Raw genomic sequence first — 4,749 nt, 5'->3', positions numbered from 1 at the left:
ATTATGGGTTTAAATTATGTTGAGTGGTTCGCTGTGCTTAACTGAATAAGAACGTGGGTGAGTAACATGCTCAATGAGGAGGTCGGCTTGTCCGGCCTTTTTGATGCTCGTTAGGAAAATCGTTGTTAGAAGTTAACCCGTAACATAATTTGCACAATGCGCACTTTTTTTAGATTTCATTTAGAGGTTATTATACTTATTCCATCAATTTCATTTGGTAAGTATTAATGTATAAAAATCAATTTATTGAAGCATTTAAAATCACAAAATCTTTAGGTTTGGAAACAGGAACCATTACCTTAGATTCTCCACTTTTAGATCAAGATACTCGTTCTAGTATCTATTCGATTATCCAACAACAGCTAGGTCAATTTAGTCCTGAAGATGTTTCACAAAAATGTTTTTGGATTACCTTTCTTTTGAAAAATGAGCTCGAAAAGCGTTTAGGTATGACTTTCTATTATACGCTTGGGAGTGTTGTGCTCGAAGGTAACCCTGTTTTTTATACTGACCTCGATACACTCAAAAGCTATATGGTTAAGGAAAATACTAATTTCAATCCAGCGGTCAACCTACATGCCTGGTTGACCACTCCTAGTGGTGAAATAATTGACGCGGCTTTGTTCACAACTCTCAGTGTTGTTCGAAATCAACCTGAACTTATGGGTGGAGTTATTGCTTCCACTAATGAATCTCTTACTGATTTAAGCTATCACCCACAACTTATTGGTCATAACTACCTTAAAGAGTGTGGTTTTATGGTTGATTTCGAGCTTTGGGAGTTTTCTTAATTTTTGGGCTTTAGTCTCTCCGCACTTCGCTCCTGCGCTTTGCGCCGCTCTGCGAGCGCGGGGCGTTGGTGCGGAGGGCGTAAGCCACATACTTTAATAGTGGCTTATAGTCCGAATACCGAACTTTACCAACTGAACGTTACTGATTTTGAAAGTTCTCTTGAATACCTTGTCATATGAATTCCTTCTAATACTCGATCTAGTATTGCTCGATCTTCTTCATTTAACCCTTTAAGTATTCTATTCATGTTTTCTAGTCTGTGACCTTCTTCGTCCTCTTCACTGATTAGAATCGTTAGTGGTACTTCTAAGAACTCTGCTATTGCCAATGCTTTTGATAGCTTTGGTTCATTTTTACCATTTTCATAGTCCATATAAGTGCGGCTGGATACGCCAATAGCTTCGGCTATTTCATCTTGAGAAATGTTTTTAGCTGTTCTTAGTGATTTTATCTTCGCTTTGAACATGTAAATGACCTGTGAGGTGAGGTTTATTTCAAGTATACATTACGTTTTTTTCACCTCGCGCTTGATGTGAAGATATTTTCAATATAGAGTGAGGAAAGTTTCAGTTGACAGGGTTTTGGTTTGTACGATTTTTTAGGTTTCCGCATACATTTTAAAGATGCTTATACGACTTGTACCCAAGTGGGTGAGGAGTACCAGTTTTCTATTGATATGTCGGATTTATCTAAGCGTGGCTTACTTCTAGAGGGATCTATTGATGCTAATGAAGATGGTGTAGAAGAAATCTCAAATCGTCGTCATCCTTGGTCTTCTATTCCTAGTAGTTATACAGGCATTGCATTCAAGGTATTTCAAGCATCGGGCTTTCGTACGGAAGCGTGTGTTGAATTAAAAGCCTCTCCTGCAAAGGTAATGCAAGGCCATAACGTATTCGGCTCTGACTGCTTGTACTCATGTTCAACCTTTATCCTAAAAGCCCTTAAAGATGCCTTACCTCAATTTTCTAACATGCTGGATTTCTCACGTATCGAAGTTTTCCGTTTTGATACAACGTACTCTATCCAGTTAGATAGCCCTGACGTACTGCAATCGGCATTAGATTCACTGACTAAAGTATCTCATCGTTACTTAAGACCCTCTCGACAAGGTGAATTTGAATCGACTGTCTACTTTAACAACGCTAAAAACAACCCGAACACAGGGCGCACCACGTCATTATGTATCTATTCTAAGCTCGATGAAGTCCAACACCAGATTGATGATTTAAAAAAGAAGAAGAAAAGAGAGCGAACAGAGGTTTATGATCGTGTTATCAATCAATTAGAAAGCCCTGAATTACAAGACTTCGCACAATGTCGCCTACGCTTTGAAAGCCGCTTTAAAACTCGATGGTTTGAGAAAAATGACATTCCTCGTGACCTTTGGGAACTCATTAAATACGTCGAAGAATACGAAAAACAACACTCGCTAAGTTTCTGCCTTTTTGCTTGGCACGATGCAATGAAAGATCTACTTTCTGCTGTCCAAAACTCAACCATATCCGTGGTTCACGACAATAAAATCATGTCCTTGCTTCATAACGAATACGACACCATAGACGCAAAAGGAACGCTAAGAAAAAGCAAAGCCTTACGTTTATTCGGCTTGTACGATCGTTTAAAGCATTCAACGTATGAACAGGTAAAAAACACCATGGCAAAATCAACCTTTTACGATGGGGTTCGAGATTTAACCGCAATAGGGTTATCTAAGTCTCAACTACAGAACCTACACAACACAGAGCAACTTCCATTAGCTCAAGTGTTTACCTTTGATTTCGAAAACCAACGACCAGCAAGCTATCAAGAGCCTGACTTGGGTGATTTAGATACACCAGAGAAGCTTTTAGCGTGGTTGTCTGATGAAGAATACGTTGAAGCACCAGTAACAGAATTAGACACCATTAGAGACTCGTTAGAATCAAACAAACTTCCGTCTCTGTATGCCCGTTCACTTCAAGCAGGTAGGGAAGTTCGTTTAAATCAAGATACCGCTATGTCATTCGTCCTCTTTGCTGATGGAACCAGTGAATTAGTGTTCCATTCACCCAATGACAAACACGCTCGAACTCAATATAACCCAATCGAATAATAGGAAGATGAACCATGAGAACAACAATTAACTTTGCACAATACGGTAGTTTTGATGATGGTCGCCCATGGGCTAACTGTCAGACCTGTGAAGATTTTCGTACTGATTTACAGGTGGCTGGCGCACAAGTTGCGAAAATGAGTGTTGATACATCTAGCGATAATGCAGTCGCTAAAGCTTTGGTTAAAGCCATTGTTGAAGCTCAAAGCCCGATTGTGGTTGATGCTGATATCGGTATGTCGGTTAAGAAAGGGCAGCCTGTAGCGATTCTCAAATCGTTTCAACTGCTGTCAAAACCTCAATCACCTAAAAATTAACCATGTCTGACACCTTGGCCTATGAGTTTATAGAGTACCAGATAACTCTTTGTTATCTCGTTCTTTTTGCTCTGGGTTTTAACGCCAATCTCTAAGGTATGACATGGAACAGGTCGCAATTCAAAGTATTGGAGCTATCGATATTATTAGCGGTGGCTTCGTTGTTTGGCTAACAGGTTTAGCCTCTGGTATTACGCTGCGTCACTTTAGAAATATCATAACGACAGCGTCTAATTAAACAAATGGAGTTCTTCCTTATGAAAAAGACAATTATTACAGCAATGACGTTTGCTACGGGTGCAGTTACCTCTACGGCTCATGCAGCATTAGATCAAACGACTGTTGACAGTATTGTTTCAGGTATTAGTGCGGATGCTGGTATTGCTATCGCTGCGGGTTTCTCAATCTTAGCGATTGTTCTCGGTGCTCGTGTGGGTTTTGGCTTGGTGAAAGGGTTTATCTCGGCTGGCGCATCTTAATTTCTATCCCTGCAATATCTCTAATTTAGCTAAGGCGTGCATTTGTGCGCCTTTTTTGTGAGGTTTTATGCTCATTAAACGTCTATTTGTCTACATTCTCTGTTTTTGGATATCTTTTTTCCCCGTTTATCATGCTCACGCAGTTTTACCCGCGGTTGCTGTTGGTCTCGGCTCTACTGCTGTGCGCTTTGTAGCTACGGAGATTGTTCTTGATACGATATCAAAGGGATTTGCATCTAATGACCCACACTACAAGTCAGACGGTAAATTATCTAATTCTAAATATAACTCATGGCTAAAAGGCAAGGGGAAATATGTGGCGTTTGTTGCTGCGGGTATAGCTGCATTAGGATGGATGGTGAGTGGGGATGAAATTGTATCCTCTTCTGGTAATACATCTCCTGATGATGGAGGGTACCTTCAAGGTTATGTTTATGGCGTTTGCTCTTCTTGTCCTCAATCTTATTATCAATCTGTCAATGCATTGGCTTCGGATTTTCAAATATACGGTCTCATTGACATGCCCAATAAATACCATAAGGTTTATCAAGATTCTGATCGTTGGAAGGTAGACTATTTTGGTGAACATAATGGCATTCCCGACAAAAAACTCACAACTAAGTATTACAGTCGTTATTCTTGTGAAACTTTGATGGGTCAATCGGCTTGTACTCAAGATGCACCAGAGAAACAAGAGAAGCCTGTTAATAATACAGAACTAGAGGAAGATTTTTATCCTTGGATTTCTTCACAGCAGGATGGTGAACAGCGAAAAGCCTTTTTAAATGATGATGGTTCTATCCCTTCTGATTTGCAACCTGACATCGAAGTGCCTTCCCCTCCAACCATGCCAGACGGCTCACCGCTTCCACCTGTCGGTGATCCTCTTTGGGAATATGCTGATTGGATTTTAAGAGGGGTCGCACAGCAAGAGAATCCAGAAAATGATTATTATGTTCCTCCTCAACATTGGGACGATGCTAATTATCTTGCGCATAATGTTGCAGGCGGTAATCAGGCGATAACCTCAGCTAACGCGAGTGGGGAGCCGATTGTCAATCCAGAT

7 protein-coding genes are annotated in these 4,749 nt (G+C 40.4%); 6 read left to right on the top strand and 1 reads right to left on the bottom strand.

What is annotated here, in order from left to right; translation table 11 throughout:
• Positions 1-227: 227 nt before the first annotated feature.
• On the top strand, positions 228-791 hold the full coding sequence (locus tag BCT49_RS25350) for a hypothetical protein (protein WP_102439138.1): 564 nt from the start codon (positions 228-230) through the stop codon (positions 789-791).
• Between the two features lie 125 nt (positions 792-916).
• On the opposite strand, the gene BCT49_RS25345 is transcribed toward BCT49_RS25350, so the two are convergent.
• A complete protein-coding gene (locus BCT49_RS25345; RefSeq protein ID WP_102439136.1) occupies positions 917-1,258 on the bottom strand; it encodes a helix-turn-helix transcriptional regulator in 342 nt (113 codons plus the stop codon).
• Positions 1,259-1,378: 120 nt separating this feature from the next.
• Here BCT49_RS25345 and BCT49_RS25340 point away from each other — a divergent pair, with 120 nt between their 5' ends.
• The 5 genes from BCT49_RS25340 to BCT49_RS25325 all read left to right on the top strand — a co-directional run.
• Complete coding sequence (locus tag BCT49_RS25340; protein ID WP_102439134.1) at positions 1,379-2,887, top strand: phage/plasmid replication protein, II/X family; 1,509 nt, start codon at positions 1,379-1,381, stop codon at positions 2,885-2,887.
• A 14-nt stretch (positions 2,888-2,901) separates the two neighbouring features.
• The gene (locus tag BCT49_RS25335) at positions 2,902-3,204 is read left to right on the top strand and encodes a hypothetical protein (RefSeq protein ID WP_102439132.1); all 303 of its coding nucleotides are present in this window, start codon (positions 2,902-2,904) and stop codon (positions 3,202-3,204) included.
• Between the two features lie 103 nt (positions 3,205-3,307).
• Positions 3,308-3,442 carry a hypothetical protein gene (locus BCT49_RS26325; RefSeq protein WP_277869440.1) on the top strand — a complete coding sequence of 45 codons (135 nt, stop codon included), beginning with the start codon at positions 3,308-3,310 and terminating at the stop codon, positions 3,440-3,442.
• 19 nt (positions 3,443-3,461) lie between these two features.
• Entirely contained in the window at positions 3,462-3,683 is a 222-nt protein-coding gene (locus BCT49_RS25330) for a hypothetical protein (protein WP_102439130.1), read from the top strand.
• Between the two features lie 67 nt (positions 3,684-3,750).
• Positions 3,751-4,749, top strand: a 999-nt coding sequence (locus BCT49_RS25325; RefSeq protein ID WP_133151671.1) for a hypothetical protein, incomplete at its 3' end; no start/stop codon positions are given.

It is taken from the genome of Vibrio lentus, from assembly GCF_002875945.1.
Taxonomy (GTDB): Bacteria; Pseudomonadota; Gammaproteobacteria; order Enterobacterales; family Vibrionaceae; genus Vibrio; species Vibrio apostichopi.
This window is presented reverse-complemented; position numbering and strand designations above follow the sequence as displayed.